The organism is Falsihalocynthiibacter sp. CO-5D18, assembly GCF_041205445.1.
Classification (GTDB): domain Bacteria; phylum Pseudomonadota; class Alphaproteobacteria; order Rhodobacterales; family Rhodobacteraceae; genus Falsihalocynthiibacter; species Falsihalocynthiibacter arcticus.
Map to the genome: position 1 here is coordinate 78,542 of NZ_JBGFCF010000009.1, position 21,853 is coordinate 100,394.

Here is a 21,853-nt window from a genome sequence, read left to right on the forward strand (position 1 = left end):
CAAATGACCATCGCTAAATTTTCATCCCCCAAATGCAATCCCTCCAACTCTGGGGGGCTTTTCATTAGTTTTGAGGGGATTGATGGCTCGGGAAAATCGACTCAGATCAAGCTCTTAAGAGATGCATTGCGAGCTGATGGGTATGACGTTGTTTTAACGCGCGAGCCCGGTGGTTCTAAGGGAGCTGAAGAAATACGGTCGCTGGTCCTTGAAGGCGATCCGGATCGCTGGTCGGCGGAAAGTGAAATTTTGCTTTTTACAGCCGCCCGTCGCGACCACCTCGAAAAAACGATTTTTCCCGCCATCGAAGCCGGAAAAATCGTTCTCTGCGACCGTTTCGCCGATTCCACCCGCATGTATCAAGGCATAAGCCGTGGCGATTTACGCGCCGTAGTAGATCAGTTGCACAGCTTGATGATTGGCCGTGAACCCGATTTGACCTTCATCATTGATATGGATCCGAAAACGGGCCTCTCCCGCGCCAAGTCGCGTCAAACAACCGAAGAACGGTTTGAGGACTTTGGCGAAGACCTACAGAGCAAAATGCGCGCAGGATTTTTGAAACTCGCGCAGGAGTTCCCGACACGCTGTCAGTTAATTGACGGAAACCGAGATATGGAAAATGTTGCCGCCGATATCCTAGCGCGTGCGATGGCGAAGATATCTCAGAACATGGCGCAACAGAATGGCTGAAGCGCTAGAACCTGACCGCATCGAAGGCGCGCCCCACCCGCGTGAAACCCACGAAATCTTGGGGCAGAACCGCGCTCAGGCTGCGTTTCTTGAGGCGTTCAACACTGGCCGCCTGCATCACGGCTGGCTAATGACCGGCCCACGCGGTGTCGGCAAAGCAACCCTCGCGTGGCAAATTGCGCGCTTCCTTATCTCGCAACCTGCGCACAGCGGGCCAAGCCTTTTCGGCGACGATCCCGCCCCTGCAAAAACGCTTGCGATTTCTCCTGACAATCCGGTCTCGCACCGCATTGCGGCGATGTCGGAGCCACGTCTATTTTTGTTGCGGCGGCCAACGGATGAGAAAACGGGCAAACTTAAAACCGTCATTTCCGTTGATGAAGTGCGTCGACTCAAGAATTTTTTCTCCCTTTCGGCCACCGATGGAGGACGTCGCGTGGTGATCGTAGACGCAGCTGATGAGATGAATGTTCAGGCGGCGAATGCGCTTCTGAAGCTTCTAGAAGAGCCGCCAGAAAACGTAACGCTCCTCCTGATCAGTCACCAGCCCAGCCGCCTTTTGCCGACGATCCGGTCGCGGTGTCGCGAATTGCGATGCCACCCTCTTCCCCCCGAGGAAATGGCTCTGGCGCTCGCGGCAGCCGGGGCGCAAAACGACGCCAACCCCGTTATTCTTGCCGCACTCGCGGCCGGAAGCGTCGGAGAAGCCATGCGCCTCACCACGCTAGATGGGCTCAAAACCTACCAATACATCATTGATTTGATGCAGGCAGCACCCGGGCTTGATCGCCAACGCGCCCTCGCTCTTGCGGAAACGGCTGTTGGGGCAAAAAATGTGCCCCGATACGATCTATTGCTCGATTTGCTAGACCTTCTGCTGTCGCGCATGGCGCGTGCGGGCGTGTCGGGGCCACCTGTGATTGAAGCCGCCAAGGGCGAAGCGGGATTATTTTCCCGCCTGTCAAATTGCCCACCGCACGCGCGGGAATGGGCCAATCTACAACAATCGTTAAGTACACGCGTGCGCCATGGGCGCGCCGTGAACCTTGACCCTGCCGCGCTCATCCTTGATATGCTTTTGAAGATGGACCAAACTGCGGGCACACTTGCCCAAAATCAATAGACTTCAAGGGATTCCGGATGCTGCCCCAAATTACCGATAGCCACTGTCACCTTGATTTTCCGGATTTCGCCGACGAACTTCCTGACGTCATTGCTCGCGCTCAGGCCGCAGGTGTAAGCCGCATGGTGACTATATGTACGCGCCTCAAAAATGCCGCGAACGTTCGCGCGATTGCGGACGCCTATGATCCCGTTTTTTGGGCCGCGGCGACGCATCCTATGAGTGCCGCCGAAGAGCCGATGGCAACAGTACAAGAGCTTGTCGATCTTGCGAAACACCCAAAATTCGTCGCCATTGGCGAAACGGGACTTGATTACCATTACACCCGAGAAAGCCTTGATATTCAACAGGAAAGCCTGCGCATTCACATCGAGGCCGCCCGTCAAACAGGCCTTCCCCTCGTCATCCACGCGCGTGCGGCCGACGACGACATGGCGCGTATTTTGGCACAAGAGCACGCGGCGGGTGCCTTTTCCTGTGTTATGCATTGCTTCTCAAGCAGTGCCGAATTGGGCCGCGCGGCCCTTGATCTTGGATTCTACCTTTCGATGTCTGGCATCGCCAGTTTTCCACGTTCTACCGAGCTTCGTGAAATCTTTGCCTCGGCCCCCGTGGACCGGATTCTGGTCGAAACGGACGCACCGTATCTTGCGCCACCGCCCCACCGTGGCAAGCGCAACGAACCTGCATTTAGTGCTCTAACTGCCGCCGTCGGCGCTGAGGTCTTTGACATGCCCTTCGCGGAATTCGCCACCCAAACCCAGTTAAATTTTGATCGGCTGTTTGCAAAAGCCGCGGCTTGGACTCCATCGTGATGCGTTTCACTATATTGGGTTGCGGCTCCTCAGGTGGCGTCCCTCGATTGGGTGGGCTTTGGGGCGCGTGCGATCCGCAGAACCCAAAAAACCGCCGCCAGCGCTGCTCCATGTTGGTTGAAAAAATTGGCCCCAACGGGGTTACCCGCGTGTTGATCGATACATCGCCCGACATGCGCGCCCAGCTTTTGGCCGCCGAGGTCGGCACGTTGGACGCCGTGGTGATGACCCACGCCCATGCCGACCACATGCACGGCCTCGATGACATTCGCCAAATCGTTTTCAACACGCGCACACGCATGCCCGTTTGGGCCGACAGCGACACAACCAACGATCTAATCTCGCGATTTGGTTATGCTTTTGTGCAACCAAAGGGCAGCGACTACCCGCCCATTTGCGATCTCAACTCGATTGATGACGAGGATTTTGTGGTTGAGGGACCGGGTGGCGACATCACCTTTACCCCCCTTCCCGTTCAGCATGGACGCATCACGGCGCTGGGGTTTCGCATGGGGGGCTTGGCGTATCTTCCCGATGTTTCCGCGATGAGTGAAGACACGTTCAGTCGCCTCAACGGACTTGAAGTTTTCGTGCTCGACGCTCTTCGCTACAAGCCCCATCCAAGCCACATAAATCTTGAGACCTCCTTGGACTGGATCGCTCAAACCGCCCCGGAGCGCGCGGTCATTACAAACATGCATATCGATTTAGACTTCCAGACCCTCGCCAGCGAATTGCCTGCAAACGTGACCCCTGCCTTTGATGGTATGGTGATCGAAACCAAAGGCTAACCATGCAAGCGCTCATTGATGTCATCTTGCCGGTTTTTTTGGTTATAGGTGCGGGCTATCTTGTTGTTTGGAAAAAGCTATTTTCCGACGATGGTGTCGATGCCCTGATGAGGTTCACCCAGTATTTCGCGATTCCCTGCCTGCTATTTCGAGCCATTTCGACGCTGGATTTAAGCGAAAATCTCGACCCGCGCCTTCTCCTCAGCTTTTATGCAGGGGCCACAATTTGCTTTGTCCTCGGTATGTTTGGAGCGCGTTTTTTGTTTAAACGCCCGTGGGAAGATTGTGTGGCCATTGGGTTTTGCGGGCTTTTTTCAAACTCCCTATTGCTTGGTCTGCCCATCACGGAACGGGCATTTGGCCCCGACGCTCTTCAGGCAAATTACGCGATCATCGCGGTGCACTCGCCCTTCTGTTACGGACTTGGCATCACCGTCATGGAAGTCGTTCGCAATCGCGGCGGAAGCCCCCTTGCAACGGGGCGCGCCGTCTTGCGCGCGATGTTCCGAAACGCTTTGGTCATCGGCATCGCACTGGGGTTCGTAGTTAATCTGACGGGCCTCTACATCCCGACGCCCCTGTCCGACGCCATTGATCTCGTGGCAAGAACTGCACTGCCCGTCGCGCTTTTTGCTCTCGGAGGCGTGCTCTTTCGCTATCGCCCTGAAGGGGATTTACGCACGATTTTCTTTGCGGTCACCCTTTCGCTGCTCGTGCATCCGATGATCACATTTGCGATGGGAACCCAACTCGAATTACCAACACAGAGCCTGCGATCCGCCGTCCTCACGGCGTCTATGGCGCCGGGTGTGAATGCCTATGTTTTTGCAAATATGTACGGTGTCGCGAAGCGTGTCGCGGCCTCGACTGTGCTCATTGCGACCGCCCTTTCTATTGGCACGATTTGGCTTTGGCTCGCGGTTCTGCCCTAGGGTAAACTTTGGAACGCGGGCCACGCTCCAATTGTCCTTTTGACAGAACCGATTAGCGGCTATAGTTCCCACAGAGCAAAAAATGGTTAGAGCGCGTACATTATGGCAAAGAAATCTGACGTCGGCCAAAAATTCAACATTTTGATCATCGGGCAAAATGGACGCCTCGCCTATGAAGCCTTGCTTTTTGTGGCCAGCCTGCGCGCGAGTTCGCCGAACTTCAATGGCCGCGTTTTTGTCGCCGAACCCCAGCCCTCGGATCTTTGGCGCGGACAAGCCCCCCGCATGCCCTCCGATATCCACGACGCGCTTACGGATATGGGGGCGGAAATCCTGCCGTTTGAGAACCAGTATTTTGGCAAAGCTTATCCCAATGGCAATAAAATCGAAGCTCTGCTTGCGATGCCCAAGGGCGAGAATTTCGTCTTTTTCGACACCGATACTTTGGTGACCGGCCCCTTGGATGAGATCGAATTTGACTTTGATCGCCCGTCCGCTTCGATGAAGCGCGAAGGAACGTGGCCCGAACAAGAGCTTTACGGCCCCGGATATACCCAGACATGGAAATCACTTTATGATCGCTTTGGTCTTGAATTTGAAAGCACGCTCGATCTCTCGCAACCCGATGAATACTGGGAGCGCTACCTTTATTTTAACGCTGGATGGTTCTACTTTCGCTGCCCGCATGAATTCGGCACCCGCTTCCTCGAATATGCCCTCGAAATTCGCGACGACACCCCAGAGGAGCTTGTTTGTCAGCCGCTCACCCCGTGGCTCGATCAAGTCGCGCTCCCCTTGGTCATTCACTCCTTTGGTGGCGGTCGCCCCTCTCCGTCGGTCAGCAAACTGGATGGTGAAACGAGTTGCCACTACAGGTTTCTCCCCCTCCTTTATGCGCGCGAACCTGAACGGACCCTCGAAATTCTTGAGGCCGTAGCAGCCCCCAATAAGCTTAAAAAACGTCTAAAACTCTATGACCCGATCAAGCGCATGATCTATCAGGGGCGCGGACGCAAAGCCCGCGCGCTTTTTGATCAAGACAACCTTCCGCGCCGTGAAAAAGTTATCCGAAACACGCTTCGGCGCGAAGGGTTTTGGATGCGTTAATGGCAAAGTTTTTCTCAAGCTGAATTAAGCCATTGTTGCGATGCAGACTTTTGCCTAGTCTTCTAGAGATTTTCATAAGGAGGTTCCAATGAGTGACGTAAAATCCCTCGGCTTTGACACCCAACAAATTCACGCGGGCGCACACCCCGACCCCGCGACAGGCGCACGCCAAACACCAATTTATCAAACAACAGCTTACGTTTTTCGCGATGCGGATCACGCCGCCGCGTTGTTTAACCTGCAAGAAGTCGGGTATATTTACTCCCGCCTAACCAACCCCACCGTCGCAGTTCTGCAAGAACGCATCGCAACCCTTGAGGGTGGCATTGGCGGTGTTTGCTGCTCCTCAGGTCACGCAGCCCAGATCATGGCGCTCTTTCCCCTGATGCAACCGGGTTTGAATGTGGTCGTCAGCACCCGTCTTTACGGTGGCACAATCACGCAATTCAGCCACACGATCAAACGTTTCGGTTGGTCAGCCACATTTGTTGATTTTGACGATGAGGCGGCGGTTGCGGCGGCAATCGACGAAAACACCCGCGCCATTTTCTGTGAAAGTATCGCAAATCCGGGCGGCTATATCACCGATATTCCGGCCATTGCGAAAATCGCCGACGCGGCAGGTATTCCGTTGATCGTCGACAATACATCCGCGACGCCATATCTCTGCAATCCAATCGCCCTTGGGGCCACATTGGTTGTGCATTCCACCACGAAATACCTCACTGGCAATGGCACGGTCACGGGCGGTTGCGTTGTGGATTCGGGCAATTTTGATTGGGGTGCCAACGATAAATTCCCGTCGCTGTCCCAGCCAGAACCCGCGTACCACGGCCTCGTGTTCAAAGACACATTTGGCCCGATGGCCTATACATTCCACGGTATTGCCATTGGTTTACGCGACCTTGGCATGACCATGAACCCGCAAGCCGCCCACTATACTTTGATGGGTACCGAGACGCTTTCGCTGCGCATGCAACGCCACGTCGAGAACGCGCTTGAACTGGCGACATGGCTCGAAAAAGACCCCAGAGTTGACTATGTGACCTATGCGGGCCTGCCGTCGTCGCCCTACTATGGCCGCATTGAAACAGTCTGCCCCAAAGGTGCGGGAGGGCTCTTTACCATCGCGCTTAAAGGCGGCTATGACGCGTGCCTCAAGTTTGTGGATAGCCTCGAAATCTTTAGCCACGTCGCCAATCTTGGAGACACGCGCAGCTTGGTTATCCACTCTGCCTCGACAACCCACCGCCAATTGTCGCTAGAGCAGCAAGAAGCTGCGGGCGCTGCTCCAAATGTCGTGCGCCTCTCGATCGGAATTGAGGACGTCGCAGATTTGAAAGTTGACTTGGACCAAGCCCTTACCAAAGCAACGGCTTAACAAAATCGAGGGGGGTTCGCCCCCCTCATCCCCCAAAAACCGCTTCGCAATATGCCGTATTTTGCTATGGGCAAGAATACGCCTCCTCGGTAAAATTTGGCGCAATTGGGGGTGCCAAGATGACTCTAATATGTGGTAGATCAAGAGGATGAAGCCAAGTTTTGCCCTAAACCTTTCTCACGAAGGCATTCGCCTGTTCTCCCGCGCAACTGGGGGATGGCGACTCGTTGGTGAGACGGATCTCGACACGCCCGACCTCGCAGAAACGCTCGCCTATTTGCGCAACAAAGCAACCAAGCTTTCTGGCAGTGGTTTGAGCAGCAAACTCATTCTGCCAAACTCCCAAATCCTATTCACAAGCCTCACCGCACAAGGGCCAGATGACGCAAGCCGAGAGGCGCAAATCCGTGAAGCCTTGCGAGATTTGACACCCTATGATCCATCGGAACTCGTGTTTGATTGGCGTGTTGCAGGTGATATGGTGAATGTGGCCGCCGTGGCCAAAGAAACATTGCAAGAAGCCGAAGCCTTTGCCGTAGAGCATCGTTTCAACCCTGTTTCCTTTGTTGGGGATACGACGGATGCCAATTTCGAAGGGGAACCTTTCTTTGGGGCAACAGCCTTTTCATCCGCATTTCTTGACCAAGAAGATGCCGTTGAAAAAGACGTTGAAGCCTTTGTTATTTTAGACAAAATGCCCAACGGTAAAAACAAGATTTTCTCAGGAAAGCTACAGAAATCAGTCCTGTTGACACCTGCGGCTGAAGACAAAGTCAAGCCCACCGAAGAGCTTATGAGCGAGATACCGACGGAGATTTCCGCACCAGAAGTTACTCAGCAGACAGTAGCCGAAGACACAGTCCCAAGCGACGACATACCTGTAGTTGAACCCGAAATTTCCGATCCAGAAGCCTCGAAAGAGGACAAAATTTCGAGCAGTAAAAGGCGTTTATCGATTGCGCTAGGAACGCAGCCTGAAAGCGAGGAAGAAGCGAGCATCAGCACACAAGTTGATCCGCAATTGGACACCTCAGAAGCGACTGAAAGCGACAAAGGCCCCTCAGATGACCTTGAATTTCAAAACGAGGAAGCCCCTGACACCACCAGCGTCCCCGACCTTGAGGCGTTTTTTTCGAGCATTGACGCGAAAAAACCTGTTTTAAACCAACAGACCCCCCCAATTCCTGCGCATTTATCCAAGGTGAAGGGCACATCCTCTGTGCCACCCTCAATCGCCGTGTCGCGCAAAGCACTCACAGCCGAGCGCAGTGATACAGGGGGCGCGGGCGAATTTGTGCACCGTCCTGTGGCTGCGCCAAAGATTCCCGACGGGATCGCCGAGCGCTTGAAAAACAACGGGGCGAAGCAAAGCGAAAAGCCCGCAAGCAAATCCCTAACGCAAACCGCAAGGGGACTTACGTCGTGGCGCAGAAAGTCACAGTCGGAAGACACCCAAACACCCCCCTTTGCCTCGACACGCGAGCCGACCGATATCGAGGCCAGCGAAACCCGTCAGAAGCCTTCGGACGCGGTCCTTTCTCCTGATCCCGTCGTCGTCACAAAATCAGAGCCTCTCCCCCTTCTTGCGCCCATCATTCCCACGCCTGTTGTCAGCGAAAGCGCGAGCTCGGATCCAATTCCAAGTTTTGAGGAACGCTTGGCGCACGCCCATGTCACCTCAGCGGATATGGAATTGCCCGACAGCGAGCATTTAAGCGCAAGCCTTGGACATGAGGCACAACTTGCGCGTGACAACGACTTCAAACCCGCCGCAGTTCAGCCCCCATTGGACGTCACTGTATTTGGGGCACGAAAGAGCAAAGCGTCCTCATCGAAAACGCCACGTTTCTTGGGCCTTTTTCTCCTTTTGGCGCTTCTTTTGGTCATGGGTATTGCCGTTCTTTGGTCTGTTATGGGACCGATTAAGGACGCGCGCATCAATATCGACTCCGATGTGGGAACCTTCACGGAATTCAACGCCCAAGCGCAAACATCAGCCCAAGAAACGGCACTGCCAGAAGACTCTGTTTTTGCAGCCTTTAACGCAGATGTTGAAATTGAAGCTGAGGCTGACGCATTTGATCTCGAGCTGGAAATCCCATCGGATCAGACGCTGAATGCAGTAGAGCCGAGTCGCCCTGCCCCGCTGACTGTGGCCGAGGCCGAAAAAACCTATAGCGACTCTGGGATTTGGCAACGGTCGCCAGACCTCAAATCAGCGCCAGAGATTGAAGATACCGACCATCTCTATGTTCCGTCTCTTGATCCGGAAGTTGATTTGTCTGACCCAGTGGCGCTTCCGACAGCGGACGCCCTTCCAGATGACTCCCCCATTCCACAGCAACCGTCGCCCGCCCCTGCCGGAAGCACTTTTGCGCTTGGCGACAATGGTCTCGTTGTTCCTTCAGCGGATGGGACGATCAATCCCGACGGAATTTTGGTTTTTTCCGGTCCGCCTCCTAAACGCGCCGCGCCGCGCCCCGATACCGGCGACGTCCTCCAGACCACCGATTTGGTCCAGACCGAAATTGGCAATAAGCGGCCTTTGGCACGCCCAGAAAACTTAGCAGATTTACGCGAAATCGCCCTCTTGGGTGGACGCACACGAGAGCAGTTGGCCCGCCTTCGTCCAGCACCGCGCCCAGTGTCCGAACAGATCGCGGCACAAACTTCCCCCGAAGGCGTCGCTCTCAGCACAACAGCAACAGAGTTTGCCGTCAGCACCTCACGTATCCCAAAGACGCGACCGAACAACTTTGCCGCCCTTGTAGAGAAGGCTCGCGCCAACCCCAAGAACGTTGCTGAAAAAGAAACCGTTGTGGCAGCAGTGGCCGCAAAACCAAGCGCCGCGGCGACGGGGCCAAAAATTCCAACCCGCGCGTCCGTCGCAAAAGAGGCAACACAAAAGAACATGATATCTCTAAGAAAAATCGCGCTAATTGGCGTTTACGGCACCCCGTCAAAACGCTCCGCCCTTGTGCGTATGGGCAATGGCAAAATAATCGAAGTCAGCGTAGGCGACCGTGTGGACGGCGGAAAAGTAGCGGCCATCGGCGCGGACGAAATCCGTTATGTCAAAGGCGGGCGCAATATATCATTAAAAATGCCGCCACGCGGTTAACACGCGTAGCGGCAAGACCGAAGTTTATTCTGCGGCTACTCCCGCACCGTTTTCAGCGTCTTTTTCGGTATCAAGTTCGCCGTTATCGATTTGCTCTTGCTCGATGGATTCAAACAGCGCTTTGAAATTGCCCTCGCCAAACCCGTCGTCCCCTTTGCGTTGAATGAATTCAAAGAAAATGGGACCGATCACTGTTTTTGAGAAAATTTGAAGCAGAATTTTCGTTTCACCACCATCCACAACACCTTCGCCATCAATAAGTATGCCGTGATTTTTCATGCGAGCAATCGGCTCGTCATGCCCAATAACACGATCCTTGGAGAGGGTGTAATATGTGTCTGGCGGGCCGGGCATGAATTTAAGCCCGCGCTCTGCAATCGCATCAGTGGAAGCGTAAATATCATTCGAACCGACGGCAATATGCTGAATACCTTCGCCTTTGTACTTCTTAAGATAGGCCACAATTTGCCCAGTTTCTCCTCGGTCCTCATTGATCGGAATGCGGATACGACCACAAGGCGACGTGAGCGCGCGGCTTAGCAGACCCGTGTATTTCCCCGCGATGTCAAAGAAGCGAATTTGTTTGAAGCCAAAGATGCCGCTGTAGAAATTAAACCACGTATCCATATTGCCCTTGTGGACGTTATGGGTGAGGTGATCGAGGTAATAGAACCCAACGCCTTCAACAGGTTCTGTGCGATGGAAAGTAAAATCTCCGTAGGCGGAGCCATAGTCGCCATAGGCGTCGATGAAATAAATGAGTGAGCCGCCAATACCCACAATCGCAGGCACGTCGAGCGTTTTTGTGTCGGCATCAAACGGTGTTGCACCGGCGGAAATGGCGTGGTCGTAGGCCTTCTGAGCATCAACAACCCGCCACCCCATAGAAGCGGCGCACGGGCCATGTTCACTCACGAATTCCATCGCCATTGAGCCAGGTTCGGCGTTCAAAATATAGGTAATGTCACCTTGCTGCCAAAGTTCAATAGCTTTGGTTTTATGTGTGGCGGTGTGACTGTACCCCATCCGAGAGAATAGATCGCGTAACTCCTGCGGGTTCTCGTGGGCGAATTCGACAAACTCGAATCCATCTGTTCCAGCGGGATTTTCTGCGGTAATTTTTGGGCGGGGGGCATTGTGAGGGAAGGGTCCCATTTTATATCTCCTGTGTGCGCTAAACACAGGCTATCTGCAGTATCGCGCGTAATGTGCGCGAAATGGCACTCAATGGCTATTGATTCACACATATATTGCATAATATGTTAGTAATATGAAAAATACACGCACCCCGCTTGATCGAATGGATTTAGATATTCTCGGCGCCCTGCAACAGGACGCCCGCCTCACAGCCCAAGAGTTGGCACAAAGACTCGGCCTGAGCGCGAGCCAAGTGGGCCGTCGCCGCCAGCGACTTGAAACCGAAGGATATGTTCACCATTACACGGCGCGCCTTGATCCTGCTGCGCTTGGCCTATCTGTTCAGGCATTCATTGAGGTTTCCATGGCAACGCATGGGATCGAAAACGCGACCAGTTTCATGCGCCTCATCGGGACCTGCCGTGAGGTCACGTCCGCTTGGACACTTACCGGTGCGGCCGACTATATGTTGCGGTGTTATTGCGAAGACCTTCCGTCGCTCAATCGTTTAATCCACGAAGTGCTTCTGCCTCACCCTTCCGTCGCCCGTGTTCAGAGCCAAATCGTTATGGACCAATTTAAAATTGACGCACCACTGCCACTTTGACGTCCGAAAATCACTTTTCATCGCGAATTGAACTACACCTCCCGTGCAACTCCCCTTAAGGTCATCCCTATGGAAAGTTTCCTATTTCAAGCAACTATTTACCTCGGGATCGCTGTGATTGCCGTGCCGATTGCCATGCGATTTGGGCTAGGCTCGGTGTTGGGGTATCTTCTGGCGGGGATCATAATCGGCCCGATGCTCGGGTTCGTGGGCACCGAGACACAAAGCCTTCAACATTTCGCCGAATTTGGCGTCGTCATGATGATGTTCCTCATCGGCCTTGAGCTTGAGCCGCGCGCGCTTTGGGCTATGCGGCACCGCCTCATTGGGCTTGGTGGCTTGCAGCTGGTGCTCACGACGGGGGGCATCACGGCAATTGCGCTGTATTTCCAACTTCCTTGGCCGCAAGCACTGGCCGTCGGCCTTACGCTTGCCCTCTCTTCAACAGCCATCGTTTTGCAAACTTTAAACGAGAAAAACCTGATGCAAACGAACGGGGGGCGGGCGTCCTTTTCTGTGCTTCTGGCCCAAGATATCGCCGTAATCCCCATTCTCGCGCTTCTCCCCCTTCTCGCGCTCACAGGAGTGTATAATGAGCCAGCTGCTGCGCAAATTGCGAGCGAGCACGGCCCCAAATTCGGCCCGTTTGAGCCTATCAACACTTGGTTCTCGGCCCTCTCACCTTTTGGCACGACCTTTGTGACAATCACGGTAATTCTCCTGATCATACTTGGGGGGGCCTATCTTACCCGTCCGCTGTTTCGGTTTATCCATTCCGCACATTTGCCGGAATTATACACCGCGCTTTCCCTTGTGATTGTCGTGTTCATCGCGGCCGTTATGTTGTTGATCGGCCTCTCGCCGGCTCTTGGGACCTTTTTGGCGGGAATGGTATTGGCAAACTCCGAATTCCGTCATCAGCTCGAAAGCGATATCGCGCCCTTCAAAGGATTGCTCCTTGGCCTCTTTTTTATCACCGTCGGTGCGGGCATCAACTTTGCGCTGTTGATCGGGAACCCCATACAAATCCTCGGCTTTGCCATAATGCTGCTGGCCTTTAAATTTTTGGTTCTTTTTGTCATTGGTTTTGCGTTCAAATTGAAAGGCCCTGACCAATGGTTGTTTTCACTGGGCCTCGCTCAAGCGGGTGAATTCGGTTTTGTACTGGCGTCCTTTTCGCTCACCCAAAACATCATTCCGCGCGACTTAAGCGAGAAGATCCTCCTGATTATCGCGCTTTCGATGCTTCTCTCGCCTCTCCTGTTTCTCCTGTATGAGTTTCTGGCACAGCGTTCAAAAAAAGAAACCAAGGCGCACCAGAAGGAAGATGAAATAGACGAGCAGAACCCCATTATTATTGCGGGAATCGGACGGTTTGGGCAGGTCGTAACACGGCTGGTTCAATCTGCGGGCTTCAAAACAACGGTTCTGGACCACGATCTTGCCACTGTTGAGGTGATGCGAAAATTCGGGTTTAAAGGGTTCTTTGGCGATCCGACACGCCCCGAAGTCCTCAATGCTGCAGGCTTCGCAAAGGCACGCGTTTTGGTGGTGGCCCTCGATGACCCCGAAGCCGCCCTGCGCCTTGTAACCTACGCACGCAGCAAACGCCCCGACATCCATATCATTGCGCGCGCGCGCGATCGCGGAGACGTATATCGCCTTTATGCCGCGGGTGCGAACGATATCGTGCGCGAACTTTTTGACAGTTCTCTTCGCGCGGGTCGCTATGTTTTAGAGAACGTTGGCCTCTCCAAATACGAAGCCGCAGAAGCCGAACAGACATTCAAAACGCACGACCGTATTGCCGTCCGCGAACTTGCGGCTCTTTATGATCCACGGGTCCCGTTTGGCGAGAATCCCGCATATATCGAGCGCTCCAAGGAATTCGCCAAAGACCTCGAAGCTGCCCTTTTGGCAATCCGGAAATCCTCTGAAAATTAGTCGTTAGAAACCCCCGCCTCTGCGAAGGTGGACATGCCCGAGTGACAGGCCACGGCACCAATCAAAACCCCAATAGCCAAGGCCGCGCCCGACCCTTCTCCAAGACGAAGCCCAAGATCAAGCAACGGTTCTTTGCCAAGTTTTTTCAAGACAGCCCCGTGCGCGCCTTCGGCTGAGACGTGTCCCGCAACAGCATGGTCAAGTACATTTGCATTCAACGCGTGCAAAACTGCCGCCGCAGAGCAGCAGATAAACCCATCCAAAATGACTGGAATTCCTTCGATCCGCGCTCGTGCTATGGCGCCTGCCATTGCGGCGATTTCACGCCCCCCAAGGCAACGCAGCACCTCAAGGGGAGCACCAAGAGCGCTGGAATGTAGGGCAAGCCCCGCGTTGACTACGGAAATTTTCGCGGCTAAGGCCTTGTCATCCACACCGGTTCCGCGCCCGGTCCAGTCCTCACCTTGTCCACCAAAGATCGCCGCCAGAATTGCGCTGGCAGAGGTTGTATTGCCAATGCCCATTTCACCTGTCACCAGAAGGTCCGTGGCAGGATCGACCGCGTTCCAGCCAACCGTCAAGGCCTCAACGACCTCTGCTTCGCTCATCGCCGGAGCCGTCGTGAAATCTGCTGTTGGTGTATCCAACGAAAGTGCATGCACAGTCATCTTCGCGCCAAACGCTTTGGAAAGCTGATTGATCGCCGCGCCGCCGTGCTCAAAATTTATCACCATTTGCGCCGTAACTTCGGGCGGAAAAGCTGACACGCCTTGGGCGGCAACACCATGGTTTCCCGCAAAAATCACCACCTGTGGCGCATGAATCGAAGGGCGGTCTGTTCCACGCCAGCCAGCGTACCAAATGGCAAGGTCTTCGAGGCGCCCTAACGCTTGCGGGGGTTTGGTGAGTTGGGCATTACGCGCCCGCGCGGCTAAAACGACTTCAGGATCTGCAGATTTGGCGTCGGCAAACACCTTTTCAAACTCGGCCAAAGTGGAAAATGGTGCGCTCATATTGTGATCCTTTATTGCGGTACGTGCCAGCAGTGAGTACCCTAGCTTTGAGATTGTATAGCGACAGAAAGGGCATGAAGATGCCTCAAAACGACACGCCCCTCATGCAAGTCACAGATATTCCAATTGCCCTTGGCATATTAAGCCGCTTCCCCGTCGAAGTAAGCCAAGAAGCCGCGCAGAAACGAGCGGCCTCGGCGGCATGGGCCTATCCAATTGCAGGCGCGGCGATTGGTTTTGCTGCGGTTCTCGCTGGATGGGCGGCAATGGCATTTGGTCTGCCGAATGTGGCGGTCGCTGGGGTGGTTTTGGCGACACTCATTATGGTGACAGGCGCAATGCACGAAGACGGGCTTGCGGATACATTTGACGGGCTTTGGGGAGGGCATACACGCGAACGACGCCTCGAAATCATGAAGGATAGCCACGTTGGTGCCTATGGTGTTTTGGCGCTTGCCGTGTCTGGTTTGGTTCGGTTCGGGTTGATTTTATCCTTGATCGCATCTGGGCATCTCTGGGCCATCATCGCGACCTGTGCAATGAGCCGTGCGCCCATGGCCTTGCTGATGGCCAAAATGGAACCAGCGCGCAGTATGGGCCTTTCCCACAGTGTTGGGCGTCCACGCCTAGAAACCGCTTTACTTGCCGTTTTGATCGCGCTTTTGATCGGCTTTCTCTTCTTAGGCGGCACAATTTTACATGGCGTATTGCTCGCGGCAATCGCAGTTGGCGCTTTGGCGTGGATCGCTGAGAAAAAGATTGGCGGTCAAACGGGCGACATTTTGGGCACTTCGCAGCAACTGACGGAAATTGCGTTTCTCGCAGCCGTCGTCTCGGCCCTCCCCGCATAGAAAAACGCGCCCAACTTTCATTGAGCGCGTTCTCTAAAATCGTATTTGAAGCTTAGGCTGCGGCAGGTGCGCGCGAATCCAAAACGTCGTTGATCTGTTGCTGTGCGAGGTCTTCGCCCTCACCAGAAACAGCCGCAACTTCACGGGTCAAACGCTCTAGCGCCGCCTCATAAAGTTGACGCTCGGAATAGCTTTGCTCGCGTTGATCATCTGTGCGGTGAAGGTCGCGCACAACTTCAGCAATGGCCAACAAGTCGCCGGAATTGATTTTCTGTTCGTACTCTTGTGCACGGCGCGACCACATCGCGCGTTTCACCTTGGCTTTGCCCTTTAGGATACGCATGCAATGGGCAACGGTATCCGCAGACGCAAGCGAACGCATACCGACTTCGATCGCCTTATGGGTCGGCACCCGCAGTGTCATTTTATCTTTGGCAAAGGAAATCACGAAAAGCTCAAGCACGATGCCTGCGATTTCTTGCTCTTCAACATTCACAATCTGGCCAACACCATGCGCAGGATAAACAACGAATTCGTTGGGGCGAAAGTCTAGTTTTTTAGATTTGCTCATTCAGCACTCTTCCTTGTTTTGAGACAGCGCAAGGGATGCATCCGCGGACTTGGACAAAGCCACGTTCGGTCTGCACCTCTCAGAAGAAAAAGGCCCGCGCACGGTCTGTGCTAAGCGGGCAGCTTCGGGACACTGTCTGTATCTACTCGCCTACTATATCAGAAAATCAACCTATAGGAAAGTTACGTCAGCATAGGTTTGCACAACCCCCTAAAATCATGGGGGATTTCACAAAAACTCTCACATTTAGGGCCGTTTTCTGAGCCCAAAATAGGCCAAAAAACGAATCACTCTTAGCTGCCTTCGCCGGGCTTCTCTGAGAAGTACTTCTCAAGTTTTCCGTCTTCTCCATCGCGCTCTTCCGCATCGGGGAGCTGGTCTTTCTTGGCGATGATCACAGGCCAAAGTTCCGAATACTTGCGGTTAAACTCAACCCATTTTTCTGTATCTGGCTCGGTATCGGGACGGATCGCATCCGCTGGGCACTCAGGCTCGCAAACGCCGCAATCGATGCATTCGTCTGGATGAATCACCAGCATATTTTCCCCTTCGTAGAAGCAATCTACGGGGCAAACCTCGACACAGTCGGTATATTTGCAAGCGATACAGGCGTCGTTGACGATATAGGTCATGCGGGAACTCGTTTGTTTGTTTCGACGCCCTAGCTATTCTAGCTCGCGTGATCTTTCAAGCATTTGACGTCGGGAAAGAATGCTTTTGCGCCGTTCCTTTTTGGTAGGCCGCGCTTTTCCCTCGTATTTCGGTTTAGCTGGAACAGTTTTCTGCTCGTAGGGCGCTTTGGGATCGGGCGGTGGCGAATGATCCTCATAGAGTCCTTGCGCTTCGGGTGCTGGCCCGCGTCGAACCGACATTTGCATCACGCGCACGATCCGAACGCGGTCTCCTTGCGGAAAGGTTAGCGTATCCCCGAGGGCGACAACGTAGCTCGACTTAGTTATTTTCGCTCCATTCACCCGCAAATGCCCGCCGGTCACGAGTTTGCTCGCTAGCCCGCGCGTTTTAAAGAATCGCGCGTGCCAGAGCCATTTATCAACCCGAAGTTTGGGCGGGAGTTCACTCATAGATTATTTTTTATCTTTCAACCCCATGAGGGCCATTGCGAAGGGATTGTCGGGATCAATCGGCTTCTCTTTTTTAGGAGGTCGTGCTTGGAAGTTTTTGCCGCCTTGAGGGGCTGGCTTTCCACCTTTTGGCCCACCGCGTTTTGCGTCAGGTTTACGTCCTTGTGGCTTGCCGCGAGTACCTTCAGCCGCATCCTTTTGTGGACGACGATTGTTTGGCCGAGGCTTCGGTGCCCATGTAAACGTATAGAAAGCCTCCATTTCAGGAGCTTCGACGCCTGCATCTGGAGCTTTCGCCTCTTCTGCGTTTTCTTCCGCAGGAACGGCCTCTAACGGGGCCGTACCCTCTGGAACTGCAGTTGTTGCATCTTCGGTCGCAACCACTTCTGTCGCTTCTGGTTCAACCGCGGCCACAACGGGGACCGCTTTAATTTTGCTGCGCTCGCCCTTTTCGGCTTTATAGCCAAGGCCGACCATCAGCTTGGAGAATTGCTCCAAAGTCATGCCCGTAATCGACAACATGTCAGGATTGGCTTCAAAACCGGAACGACTGTTTTGTGTACGCAGTAGGTCTGCCAAGCGTTCCAACATATCAATACGAATGGCTCGGTCGCCCGCGTTCCGATATCCCGCCATCATATCAGCGCCCAATGGAGCCGAAGTGTCGGTCGGAATTGTCACAAGACCCGGAGGGGGGCTTTCGGGAAATTCTGCCAAATCTTTGGCCAACGACCAAAGAACCAGACGCAAACGTGTCGCGGCAGGCTTAAGCAAGAGCGGCATAAAGATCGTAAACTGACCAAAACGAATGCCGTGCTTGCGCAGCGCGCCACGGGCGTCCTGATCGAGGTCTTTCACTTCGGTGGCCACTTGATCGCGCGAAATAATGCCGAAATCTTCGACCATCCGGAAGGCGAAACCACGGGCCATCCCTGTGAGAGCCTCATCGCGACTCATCGCCAATAGGGGTTCAAACAAGGTCGCGACTTTGCGATCAATGAAATGTTGCAGGCGACGTGTGACCTTTTGGATCACATCGGGGCCGGCTTCCTCGTCGACAAATGCAACGACCAAAGGCTTGAGCGGGTCCGATCCGACGACCAATTTTCCCAGCGCAAGTTCGCCCCACATGAGGCCCCCTTGCTCGGTGAAATCGATCTCGGTATCAGGCGCGTTATAAAAACGATCTGCACGCAAATGGAACTCTGGGGCCAGAGCTTGCAGGCTTGCTGCCCGCAGTGTTTTGGCCTCTTCAGAGCTAGCGCTCTTATCTTGGCTGAACTGAAATCCCTCTAGCTTACCGACGAATTCGCCCTCAACTAGAACTTCACCTTTATCGTTTACGTCGGCCACTAGGCCCTCCTTCTGCTTCAACCGCCGCAACAAAACACTTGTCCGCCGGTCAACAAATCGTTGTGTGAGCGCTCCATGGAGCGCGTCTGATAATCGGTCTTCTACAGCGCGCGTCGCTTCTCGCCAATGGGTTTCGTCGTCAAGCCACCCGCTACGCTGAGAAACATAAGTCCATGTGCGGATAAACGCCAATCTTTTAGATAAAACATCGATATCACCGTCCGTTTTATCGATCCGTTTGACCTGTCTGGCGAACCAATCGTCCGGCACACGGTCAAATTCCTGCAAGAATCGAAACAATTGCTCCAAAAGTCCCGCATGTTCGCCGTGGCTGATTCCCCGAAAATCCGGAACACGGCAAACATCCCAAAGCCGTTTAACATCGCCAGCAGAAACAATTTTATCGCTCACAATCGGCATCGCCGTCAGTGTTTTGAGGGTGCGCAGATCGTCCGCTTCGCGCGCTTTTACCAAACGTTCGTCATTTGGCGCGACTTCAAGACTTCGAATCAACGCATCGCTAGTGCCAAATTCCAGCCGTGAATTGCGCCAATTCAGCTTTTTAATGGGGGCGAAACGGTGGTTCATTATGGCATCGGCCAAACCATCCTCAAGCGGAGCAGCGTCCCCCGTCACGCCAAAACTGCCGTGGCTCATGTGCCGCCCTGCCCGCCCTGCAATCTGGGCCAACTCATTGGGCATCAAGGGTCGCATACGCCGCCCGTCAAACTTATCCGTGGCCGAAAACGCGACATGGTTGATATCAAGGTTTAGCCCCATCCCAATGGCATCCGTCGCCACCAGATAATCCACCTCGCCGTTTTGATACATCTCGACTTGGGCATTGCGGGTGCGCGGACTAAGCCCCCCCGTCACAACGGCCGCTCCACCTTTTTGCCGACGCAGAAGTTCGGCTATCGCATAGAGATTTTCCACCGAGAACCCAACGATCGCCGAGCGCCCCGGCATTCGTGCGATCTTTTTACTGCCTGCGTAAGTCAGCTCCGAAAGCCGTTCGCGACGAATAAAATCGACATCCCCCAAGAGATCGGCAATTGCGCTGCGCATCGTGTCCGACCCCATAAACAAGGTTTCGTGCAAGCCACGGGCGCGCAGCAATCGGTCGGTAAAAATATGGCCCCGCTCGGGATCGGCGCAAAGCTGAATTTCATCAACCGCAAGGAAATCACAGCCCATTCCCTCGGGCATCGCTTCAACCGTACAGACCCAATATTGCGCGCGCGGCGGCACAATACGCTCCTCGCCCGTCACCAATGCCACGACGGATGGCCCGCGCAGAGCGACAATCTTGTCATAAACTTCGCGCGCCAAAAGGCGCAACGGCAGGCCAATCACACCAGTTCGATGTGCCAGCATACGTTCGATTGCGTAGTGAGTTTTGCCCGTATTGGTCGGGCCTAGGATCGCTTTGATCCGCGGCGCGTTCGCCATGTTCTTCAGCCCTTAAAGGTTGGTCCCGCCGACCGATGCACTCAAGCGCGCAATGGCTTTTGCGACCTGCGGTTGGTTGGGGTGTATTAAGGCAACCTGCTGATAGACCTCAAGCGCTTGTTTGGGTTTACCCGAATCCTCCAAGATTCGCGCCAGTCCAATAATCGCGCCAAAGTGGCGTGGCTCTAACGATAAGACCGTTGCGATGTCCGAAACCGACGGCCCATACATACCTAGATTAAAATACGTCGTCGCCCGCCCATTATATCCTTCGGCAAAATCGGGTGCGTGGTCGGTGAGCGCCGTAAAATGTTCCACGGCCACTTCCAAATCCCCTTGTGAAAGAGCCGCATAACCGCGTTCTAGCAAGAAATTCATCGACTCCGAGCCGGACTCCCTGAAAAGAGCGCGGATTTGATCTTCGGTCTTTTCCCAGTTTTCGTTTTGCGGGTCTGCGAGATCTGCGAAAAGCACATCCAAATCGACATCCTGCGCCTGAACCGCTTGCCCGCCAGCCCACAAAATGACTGTCGCAAGAAGAAATGCCGTAACGATACGATTGAGAAAGGGGTTTAAAGCGCTCATAACAAATGCAACTGTAGCCGAAAGGTTGGGAAAAGCGACCCCCAAACCTTCACGTTTTTAGGAGAATCTAAATGAGCGAAATAATCACTGCTGCCGTCGGCGTTTTGTCTGAGAAAATCAAAACCTTCGATGGGACTGCAAAGTTCATGGTCGAAGGCGAAGGCGGCATTGTCATCGACGCGGACGGCGTGCGTGCGGGCGACGACGACACGGATGTTACTTTGTCGGCGGATGTCGAAACGTTTCAGGCCATTCTCGACGGCAGCTTGAACCCCACAACGGCCTTTATGACGGGCAAACTTTCTATGGACGGTGACATGGCAACCGCCATCAAACTCGGTGCAGAATTGTCCTAAGCCATGAAAACTGCCCCCTTTTATGAGGATATAGTCGGCGCCGCAGACCCCGGAGACGCCACATGGTGGACGACTTCTGATGGTGTGCGGATTCGATTGGGCGTTTGGAACCAAGATGCGCCCATGGGAACGGTCCTGATCTTCCCTGGGCGCACGGAATACATCGAAAAATACGCGCCAACGGCCACGGTTTTGGGCACGCGCGGCTATGCGGCTTTGGTCGTTGATTGGCGGGGACAAGGCCTCGCAGATCGGGATGCACCTGATCGCCTACTTGGTCATGTTGAAGATTTTCAGGACTATCAACTCGATGTCGCGACCATGGTGGCCGCAGCCAAAGAAATGTCCCTTCCCGAGCCGTATTATCTACTGGGGCATTCGATGGGCGGATGTATCGCTCTGCGCGCGCTTTCAAATGGTCTTGATGTCAAAGCAGTATGTTTAACGGGGCCAATGTGGGGGATCAATGTCCCGCCAAGGATGCGCCTTCCCGCGTGGGTTTTGGGTGCGGTTGCGCATCAGGTCGGCAAGGGGAAAACCCTAAGTCCGGGGACAAATATTCAGACCTATGTCCTTACGGAACCCTATGCGGACAATATGCTGACAAGTGATCGGCCAACCTACGAATGGCTTAAATCCCAAGTCGTTGCGCATCCTGAATTGGCTCTCGGCGGACCGTCGCTTGGCTGGCTCATCGAAGGGTTGCGAGAGTGTCGCGATCTCGCAAAACTGCCCTCGCCCAATGTTCCTTGCCTGACGTTTCTCGGAACAAATGAGCGCGTTGTTCGCGCAGGTACCATTGGAAAACGCATGGCGCATTGGCCGAACGGACGTTTAGAAATGGTCGCGAAAGCCGAGCACGAAATCCTCTTTGAAAATCCCGAAACATTAGATCGTGTAACCGACATCATGTGTGAATTTTTTGGTGAGAATACTTAG

20 protein-coding genes are annotated in these 21,853 nt (G+C 54.2%); 13 read left to right on the forward strand and 7 right to left on the reverse strand.

Features of this window, described 5'->3' with window-relative positions:
* Positions 1-3 precede the first annotated feature (3 nt).
* The 8 genes from tmk to AB9F27_RS13140 all read left to right on the forward strand — a co-directional run bounded on the left by tmk (position 4) and on the right by AB9F27_RS13140 (position 9,963).
* Entirely contained in the window at positions 4-693 is a 690-nt protein-coding gene (gene tmk / locus AB9F27_RS13105; protein WP_335585700.1) for a dTMP kinase, read from the forward strand.
* Positions 686-1,816: a DNA polymerase III subunit delta' gene (locus AB9F27_RS13110; RefSeq protein ID WP_335585701.1), complete on the forward strand. Its 1,131-nt coding sequence runs from the start codon at positions 686-688 to the stop codon at positions 1,814-1,816. Before tmk ends, AB9F27_RS13110 begins: the two co-directional genes overlap by 8 nt.
* 17 nt (positions 1,817-1,833) lie before the next feature.
* Complete coding sequence (locus AB9F27_RS13115; RefSeq protein ID WP_335585702.1) at positions 1,834-2,631, forward strand: TatD family hydrolase; 798 nt, start codon at positions 1,834-1,836, stop codon at positions 2,629-2,631.
* Positions 2,631-3,422, forward strand: a complete 792-nt coding sequence (locus AB9F27_RS13120; protein ID WP_335585703.1) for an MBL fold metallo-hydrolase — start codon at positions 2,631-2,633, stop codon at positions 3,420-3,422. Before AB9F27_RS13115 ends, AB9F27_RS13120 begins: the two co-directional genes overlap by 1 nt.
* Before the next feature lie 2 nt (positions 3,423-3,424).
* On the forward strand, positions 3,425-4,354 hold the full coding sequence (locus AB9F27_RS13125) for an AEC family transporter (protein ID WP_335585704.1): 930 nt from the start codon (positions 3,425-3,427) through the stop codon (positions 4,352-4,354).
* 102 nt (positions 4,355-4,456) lie between these two features.
* A complete protein-coding gene (locus AB9F27_RS13130; RefSeq protein WP_335585705.1) occupies positions 4,457-5,461 on the forward strand; it encodes a hypothetical protein in 1,005 nt (334 codons plus the stop codon).
* Positions 5,462-5,549: 88 nt separating this feature from the next.
* On the forward strand, positions 5,550-6,842 hold the full coding sequence (locus AB9F27_RS13135; RefSeq protein WP_335585706.1) for an O-acetylhomoserine aminocarboxypropyltransferase/cysteine synthase family protein: 1,293 nt from the start codon (positions 5,550-5,552) through the stop codon (positions 6,840-6,842).
* A gap of 148 nt (positions 6,843-6,990) precedes the next feature.
* Positions 6,991-9,963: a hypothetical protein gene (locus AB9F27_RS13140; RefSeq protein WP_369757832.1), complete on the forward strand. Its 2,973-nt coding sequence runs from the start codon at positions 6,991-6,993 to the stop codon at positions 9,961-9,963.
* A gap of 24 nt (positions 9,964-9,987) precedes the next feature.
* On the opposite strand, the gene hppD is transcribed toward AB9F27_RS13140, so the two are convergent.
* Entirely contained in the window at positions 9,988-11,118 is a 1,131-nt protein-coding gene (gene hppD / locus AB9F27_RS13145; RefSeq protein ID WP_335585708.1) for a 4-hydroxyphenylpyruvate dioxygenase, read from the reverse strand.
* Between the two features lie 115 nt (positions 11,119-11,233).
* Here hppD and AB9F27_RS13150 point away from each other — a divergent pair, with 115 nt between their 5' ends.
* Both AB9F27_RS13150 and AB9F27_RS13155 read left to right on the forward strand, forming a co-directional pair.
* Positions 11,234-11,707, forward strand: coding sequence for an Lrp/AsnC family transcriptional regulator (locus AB9F27_RS13150; RefSeq protein WP_369757833.1), 474 nt, complete (start codon positions 11,234-11,236; stop codon positions 11,705-11,707).
* Positions 11,708-11,776: 69 nt separating this feature from the next.
* Entirely contained in the window at positions 11,777-13,651 is a 1,875-nt protein-coding gene (locus AB9F27_RS13155) for a cation:proton antiporter (protein ID WP_335585710.1), read from the forward strand.
* Here AB9F27_RS13155 and cobT read toward each other — a convergent pair.
* Positions 13,648-14,664, reverse strand: a complete 1,017-nt coding sequence (gene cobT / locus AB9F27_RS13160; protein WP_335585711.1) for a nicotinate-nucleotide--dimethylbenzimidazole phosphoribosyltransferase — start codon at positions 14,662-14,664, stop codon at positions 13,648-13,650. The genes AB9F27_RS13155 and cobT overlap by 4 nt on opposite strands.
* A 74-nt stretch (positions 14,665-14,738) precedes the next feature.
* Here cobT and AB9F27_RS13165 point away from each other — a divergent pair, with 74 nt between their 5' ends.
* Positions 14,739-15,515: an adenosylcobinamide-GDP ribazoletransferase gene (locus AB9F27_RS13165; protein ID WP_335585712.1), complete on the forward strand. Its 777-nt coding sequence runs from the start codon at positions 14,739-14,741 to the stop codon at positions 15,513-15,515.
* A 52-nt stretch (positions 15,516-15,567) separates the two neighbouring features.
* On the opposite strand, the gene AB9F27_RS13170 is transcribed toward AB9F27_RS13165, so the two are convergent.
* The 5 genes from AB9F27_RS13170 to AB9F27_RS13190 form a co-directional block, all read right to left on the reverse strand.
* On the reverse strand, positions 15,568-16,086 hold the full coding sequence (locus AB9F27_RS13170; protein ID WP_039001046.1) for a CarD family transcriptional regulator: 519 nt from the start codon (positions 16,084-16,086) through the stop codon (positions 15,568-15,570).
* A 293-nt stretch (positions 16,087-16,379) separates the two neighbouring features.
* Positions 16,380-16,718, reverse strand: a complete 339-nt coding sequence (gene fdxA, locus AB9F27_RS13175; protein WP_039001047.1) for a ferredoxin FdxA — start codon at positions 16,716-16,718, stop codon at positions 16,380-16,382.
* 33 nt (positions 16,719-16,751) lie between these two features.
* Positions 16,752-17,168 (reverse strand): RNA-binding S4 domain-containing protein, encoded by a 417-nt coding sequence (locus tag AB9F27_RS13180; protein ID WP_335585713.1) that lies wholly within the window; start codon positions 17,166-17,168, stop codon positions 16,752-16,754.
* Between the two features lie 3 nt (positions 17,169-17,171).
* Complete coding sequence (locus AB9F27_RS13185) at positions 17,172-19,973, reverse strand: helicase-related protein (RefSeq protein ID WP_335585714.1); 2,802 nt, start codon at positions 19,971-19,973, stop codon at positions 17,172-17,174.
* Positions 19,974-19,985: 12 nt separating this feature from the next.
* Complete coding sequence (locus tag AB9F27_RS13190; protein ID WP_335585715.1) at positions 19,986-20,558, reverse strand: tetratricopeptide repeat protein; 573 nt, start codon at positions 20,556-20,558, stop codon at positions 19,986-19,988.
* A gap of 71 nt (positions 20,559-20,629) precedes the next feature.
* Between AB9F27_RS13190 and AB9F27_RS13195 the strand changes: the two genes are divergently transcribed.
* Both AB9F27_RS13195 and AB9F27_RS13200 read left to right on the forward strand, forming a co-directional pair.
* A complete protein-coding gene (locus tag AB9F27_RS13195) occupies positions 20,630-20,914 on the forward strand; it encodes an SCP2 sterol-binding domain-containing protein (protein WP_335585716.1) in 285 nt (94 codons plus the stop codon).
* Positions 20,915-20,917: 3 nt separating this feature from the next.
* Positions 20,918-21,853 (forward strand): alpha/beta hydrolase, encoded by a 936-nt coding sequence (locus AB9F27_RS13200; RefSeq protein ID WP_335585717.1) that lies wholly within the window; start codon positions 20,918-20,920, stop codon positions 21,851-21,853.

What these genes read in the sequence shown, in the direction of transcription:
- AB9F27_RS13185 (WP_335585714.1), bottom strand. Translation starts at nt 19,973, where the DNA reads ATGGCGAACGCGCCGCGGATCAAAGCGATCCTAGGCCCGACCAATACG.
- AB9F27_RS13180 (WP_335585713.1), bottom strand. Translation starts at nt 17,168, where the DNA reads ATGAGTGAACTCCCGCCCAAACTTCGGGTTGATAAATGGCTCTGGCAC.
- AB9F27_RS13130 (WP_335585705.1), top strand. Translation starts at nt 4,457, where the DNA reads ATGGCAAAGAAATCTGACGTCGGCCAAAAATTCAACATTTTGATCATC.
- AB9F27_RS13110 (WP_335585701.1), top strand. Translation starts at nt 686, where the DNA reads ATGGCTGAAGCGCTAGAACCTGACCGCATCGAAGGCGCGCCCCACCCG.
- AB9F27_RS13135 (WP_335585706.1), top strand. Translation starts at nt 5,550, where the DNA reads ATGAGTGACGTAAAATCCCTCGGCTTTGACACCCAACAAATTCACGCG.
- AB9F27_RS13120 (WP_335585703.1), top strand. Translation starts at nt 2,631, where the DNA reads ATGCGTTTCACTATATTGGGTTGCGGCTCCTCAGGTGGCGTCCCTCGA.
- hppD (WP_335585708.1), bottom strand. Translation starts at nt 11,118, where the DNA reads ATGGGACCCTTCCCTCACAATGCCCCCCGCCCAAAAATTACCGCAGAA.
- AB9F27_RS13150 (WP_369757833.1), top strand. Translation starts at nt 11,234, where the DNA reads ATGAAAAATACACGCACCCCGCTTGATCGAATGGATTTAGATATTCTC.
- AB9F27_RS13155 (WP_335585710.1), top strand. Translation starts at nt 11,777, where the DNA reads ATGGAAAGTTTCCTATTTCAAGCAACTATTTACCTCGGGATCGCTGTG.
- tmk (WP_335585700.1), top strand. Translation starts at nt 4, where the DNA reads ATGACCATCGCTAAATTTTCATCCCCCAAATGCAATCCCTCCAACTCT.
- AB9F27_RS13170 (WP_039001046.1), bottom strand. Translation starts at nt 16,086, where the DNA reads ATGAGCAAATCTAAAAAACTAGACTTTCGCCCCAACGAATTCGTTGTT.
- fdxA (WP_039001047.1), bottom strand. Translation starts at nt 16,718, where the DNA reads ATGACCTATATCGTCAACGACGCCTGTATCGCTTGCAAATATACCGAC.
- cobT (WP_335585711.1), bottom strand. Translation starts at nt 14,664, where the DNA reads ATGAGCGCACCATTTTCCACTTTGGCCGAGTTTGAAAAGGTGTTTGCC.
- AB9F27_RS13140 (WP_369757832.1), top strand. Translation starts at nt 6,991, where the DNA reads ATGAAGCCAAGTTTTGCCCTAAACCTTTCTCACGAAGGCATTCGCCTG.
- AB9F27_RS13190 (WP_335585715.1), bottom strand. Translation starts at nt 20,558, where the DNA reads ATGAGCGCTTTAAACCCCTTTCTCAATCGTATCGTTACGGCATTTCTT.
- AB9F27_RS13200 (WP_335585717.1), top strand. Translation starts at nt 20,918, where the DNA reads ATGAAAACTGCCCCCTTTTATGAGGATATAGTCGGCGCCGCAGACCCC.
- AB9F27_RS13115 (WP_335585702.1), top strand. Translation starts at nt 1,834, where the DNA reads ATGCTGCCCCAAATTACCGATAGCCACTGTCACCTTGATTTTCCGGAT.
- AB9F27_RS13195 (WP_335585716.1), top strand. Translation starts at nt 20,630, where the DNA reads ATGAGCGAAATAATCACTGCTGCCGTCGGCGTTTTGTCTGAGAAAATC.
- AB9F27_RS13165 (WP_335585712.1), top strand. Translation starts at nt 14,739, where the DNA reads ATGAAGATGCCTCAAAACGACACGCCCCTCATGCAAGTCACAGATATT.
- AB9F27_RS13125 (WP_335585704.1), top strand. Translation starts at nt 3,425, where the DNA reads ATGCAAGCGCTCATTGATGTCATCTTGCCGGTTTTTTTGGTTATAGGT.